The sequence below is a fragment of the Trebonia sp. genome (assembly GCF_030042015.1).
Taxonomy (GTDB): Bacteria; Actinomycetota; Actinomycetes; order Streptosporangiales; family Streptosporangiaceae; genus Trebonia.
The window spans coordinates 1-4066 of record NZ_JASIAL010000498.1; the positions used below are offsets into that span (position 1 = coordinate 1).

General features: G+C 75.2%; 4 protein-coding genes. All 4 read right to left on the reverse strand.

What is annotated here, in order from left to right; genetic code table 11:
• Positions 1 to 97 precede the first annotated feature (97 nt).
• The 4 genes from Q1N79_RS26575 to Q1N79_RS26590 are packed head-to-tail and all read right to left on the reverse strand — an operon-like array spanning position 98 to position 3931.
• Positions 98 to 1405 (reverse strand): DUF58 domain-containing protein, encoded by a 1308-nt coding sequence (locus Q1N79_RS26575; RefSeq protein ID WP_300613651.1) that lies wholly within the window; start codon positions 1403 to 1405, stop codon positions 98 to 100.
• Complete coding sequence (locus tag Q1N79_RS26580) at positions 1405 to 2454, reverse strand: MoxR family ATPase (protein WP_300613654.1); 1050 nt, start codon at positions 2452 to 2454, stop codon at positions 1405 to 1407. Before Q1N79_RS26580 ends, Q1N79_RS26575 begins: the two co-directional genes overlap by 1 nt.
• Positions 2451 to 3026, reverse strand: a complete 576-nt coding sequence (locus Q1N79_RS26585; protein ID WP_300613657.1) for a hypothetical protein — start codon at positions 3024 to 3026, stop codon at positions 2451 to 2453. Before Q1N79_RS26585 ends, Q1N79_RS26580 begins: the two co-directional genes overlap by 4 nt.
• Positions 3023 to 3931, reverse strand: a complete 909-nt coding sequence (locus Q1N79_RS26590) for a DUF4129 domain-containing protein (protein WP_300613659.1) — start codon at positions 3929 to 3931, stop codon at positions 3023 to 3025. The genes Q1N79_RS26585 and Q1N79_RS26590 overlap by 4 nt, the downstream gene beginning before the upstream one ends.
• Positions 3932 to 4066: the final 135 nt, after the last annotated feature.

Below are 4066 nucleotides of genomic sequence, written 5' to 3' on the forward strand. Positions count from 1 at the left end.
CCACGGGCGGCACCCGAGGCGCTGGCGGCGCTGGCGGCGCCGGCGGCCGGCCGGGCAGGCTCCGGGGCCGGCGCGCTGCCTTGAGCGATTGGCGCGCTCACCGGCGCACCACCAGGGGCCGCCGCGTGTACGGGGCGAGCGGCAGGTCGAGCGGCACGATGCCGTCCCAGCGCACGACCGGGATGCCAAGCTCGCGCAGCGAGAACCTGATCGCCTGCTGCTCCATGCGCCAGATCCGCCGCGCGATCACGTCCGCGTAGGCGTACCTGGTCGGCGGCTCGGTGGTCAGCACGTCGACCACGATCAGCGCGAAGCCGCGCTCCCGCATGTCGCGCAGCGCCTCGACGAACCGCTGGTCGAGCAGCGGGCTGAACGCCACGACCAGCGCGCCCGGCGGCAGCGCCGCGCGCGGGAGCCTGCTGAACACCGACCCGCGCGCCCACCCCGCGTCGGCGGAGAGCATCGCGTCGATGATCTTGTACACCTGCCGTCGTCCCAGCGAGGGGGCCAGCCACTGCGCGCCGCCCCACTGGTAGGTGATCACGCCCACCCGGTCCCGCCCGTCCAGGTAGGCGCGCGCCGCGCCGGCGGCGCCGCGCAGCCCCAGGTCAAGCGCGGACGCGCCCGGCTCGCCGACGTCCGAGGTCGCGTCCACGAGCAGCACGACGTCCTGCGAGCGCTCGGCGGCGAAGGTGTTCACCTGCAGGCGGCCGAGGCGCGTGGAGGCCGGCCAGTTGATCTGGCGCTGCCGGTCACCGGGGACGTACTCGCGGAGGCCGGTGAATTCGGTCCCCTCGCCGGGCACCCGGCCGGAGTGCTCGCCGAGCCGGTTCGGCAGCCGGCTCAGCACCACCTTCGTGCGCTGGACGCCCGGCTGCGGGTAGCAGTCCACGCTCGGCAGCCTGACCGTGACGCGGCCTTCGGTCAGCCGCCAGCGGTCGTGCAGCACCAGGGCGACCGTGCCGAGCTGACGCTTGCCCCAGCGCGGCACGGTGAACGTGAACCTGGCGGTCGCGCCGCCCGCGGCGGTGGCGCTGGCGGGCTCGACGCCGCGTCCGGCCTGCAATGCCCAGCGGGCGTCGTGCTCGTCGTCGTCGACGGCCACGTCTACCGCCGCTAGTTCCCCCTCGTACAGCCGGGTCGCCGTGAGCCCCACCCGCACGCCGACCCGCCGCGGCCGGGGCGGGCGCCCCGCGCCGAGCAGCAGCAGCGCCGGCGCCGCGACGCCCGCCAGTTCCGGGCGCCGGGTGAGCACCGCGAGCAGCAGCCCCGCGGTGGCCAGCGTGAGCAGCCGCCGGGCGTGCCGGGACGGCCGCCACCTCATCGCGACCTCGTCCACCTCGACAACGGAGGAGGCCGCGGGGGCGGGCAGACGGCCCGGTTCGTTCGGGATGATCGGGGGCATCAGCCGGTGACCGCCGCGGTGCCGCCGCGGACACCCGCCCCTGAGGCCCCTGAGGCCCCTGAGGCCCTGGGTGCCCCGGGGGGCCCGGGCGGCGCGGTCGGGTCGGTGCGCGGCGTCGGCACGGCGGCCACTATCCGGGCCACGACGTCGTCGGCGGAGACCTGCCGCACCCACAGCTCGGGGCGGAGCGTGACCCGGTGCGCGAGGGCGGGGACCGTGACCTGCTTGATGTCGTCGGGGATCACGTAGTCCCGCTGGTGCAGCAGCGCCTGGCCGCGGGCGAGCTGGGTCAGCGCGAGGCCGCCGCGCGGGCTGGCGCCCACCTGGACCTGGGCGTCGCGCCTGGTGGCGGCGACGATCGCGACGATGTAGTCGAGCAGGTCCTCGCTGATCTCCACCTGCTCGAGCGACTGGCGCATGGCGAGCACGCCGGCCGCGTCGCTGACCGCGGTCAGCGTCATGTACTCGGCCGCGCGCGCCACCCGGCGGCGCAGCATGTCGGTCTCGTCCTGCGCCGACAGGTAGCCAAGGCGCAGCCGCATCAGGAACCGGTCGAGCTGTGCCTCGGGCAGCTCGTAGGTGCCCTCGTACTCGATCGGGTTGTCGGTCGCGAGCACAACGAACGGCGTCGGCAGCGGCCTGGTCTGGCCGTCCACGCTCACCTGGCCCTCGCCCATCGCCTCGAGGAGGGCGGCCTGCGTCTTCGGTGGCGTGCGGTTGATCTCGTCGGCCAGCAGCAGCTGGGTGAACACCGGGCCTGGCCGGAACACCATCTCGGCGTTGCGCTGGTCGTACAGCGGGGCGCCGACCACGTCCGACGGCAGCAGGTCCGGGGTGAACTGAATCCGCGCGAAGTCCAGGCCGAGTACGCGGGCGAACGACCGGGCGATGAGCGTCTTGCCCAGGCCTGGCAGGTCCTCGAGCAGCACGTGCCCGCCGGCCAGGATGCCGATCAGCACCAGTTCCAGCGTGCGGCGGCGGCCGACCACCGCCCTTTCGAGCTCGTCGAGGATGGCCGCGGCCTTGCGCGCGGTCTCTTCCGGTGTCACAGGTGCTCCAATCGGTTGATGAGCCGGGCGAGCGTCCGGCGCGGGATGCCCGACCGTTGCGCGTCGCGGCCTTCGGCCGGCGGCTGTGCCGGGTCGATCCAGCGCCACAGCGCGGCGTCGCCGCGGCTGCGGCAGAAGGCCGCGCGGGCGGCGGCCGGGTCGGTGTACAGGTTGATGCCGTGGTTTTCCGCCAGCCGCGCCGCGAGCAGGTGCTCGAGGACCGGCCGGAGGTCGGCCTCGTAGAAGGCCTGGCTCGAGACGCTGGTCGAGACGATGAACCTGCGCTGCGAGTAGCCGGCGATCACCCGGGCGACCTGCCTGTCACGGCTGCGCCTGACCGACGGCGCGGCGGAGCGCGGCGCCAGGCCGCGCAGCACGACCATCGCGAGCGCCGCGGTGGCGATCGCCACCACGGCCACGCCCGGCCACCCGGCGAGCACGCCGCCCGCGATCGCGGTGGCGGCGACCGCGATCGCGGCGATCGTCAGTTCCGGCCGCGTGCCGCGCCAGAGGCTGACCTGCCCCGGGTCGCGGGTATTCCCTGGCGGGGAGTTCGCGCGCCAGCGGCTCACGGGACGACCTCCGCGCCAAGCTCGGCCGCCAGCTCGTCGAGCGCCTGGCTCGCCGCGTCCCGCTGCCGCGGCCCGAGCGGGTGGGTGGAGAATCGCGCCTCGTAAAACAAGCCGGTCAGCCGCCGCGCCGCGCCGCCGCGCACGATTCCCGTGGCGACGGCGCGGGACAGCAGCTCGTCGGGCGTGTCGGCTACCCCGCGCGCCGCGCCGCGCTCGGCGAGGCTGCCCTCCATCGCCACGTAGCAGGCGATGATCGCGGCCCGCGCGTCGTCGAGTTCGGCCAGCGCGGCGCGCCCCGACTCGACGGCGTCCCGCAGGTCTTCTGTGTCGAGATCGCCGGCGAACTGGCCCGGCCGTGCGGCGCCGCGCATCCGCGCCGCCCACCAGATGCTGATGACCACGGCCGCCACGAGCACCACCACGAGCAGCGCGTACAGGATCGGCCCGAGCGGGATGTGCAGTGTCCCCCCGCCGCCGCCGCGGGATTTCGGCAGCGGCCTGCTGCGCGATTGCGACCCCGGCAGGACCAGGGGGCGCGGCTTGAAGAAGAAGTGCAGGTGCAGGTCGGAGATCAGCACCACGGCGACCGCCACCATGCCGGCGGCAAGCACCCATTTGAGCACGAACCGCAGCGCGGCCGGCACGCCGACCTCGTCGGTGGCCTCGTCGGTGGCCTCGGCGAGGGGCCGCTGCTCCGCGGCGCGGCGGGCCGCGGCGTCCCGCCGCAGCGTGAGCACGAGCAGCACGCCGAGCACGACTTCGAGCGCCAGCCCGATCGCGATGCCGTCAGCGCGCAGCGGCCCGTCCCAGCGCGGCGCCGTCACCGCCCCCCGCAGCCCCGCGATCGCGAGCACGACCAGCAGGGCCAGCGGAAGCAGGCGGGCGAACTGCTGCCGGGCTGTCATCGCGTCGCGCTCCTCACCGGTCCTGGCGCGGAATGGGGGCTCATTTGGGCAAAACCATACCCGGCGGCCGCGCGGGCGCCGCAATGTGGCGGGCGCCGATAATCCGCGTGCGTTCCTGTGCGGACTCCCGCCACC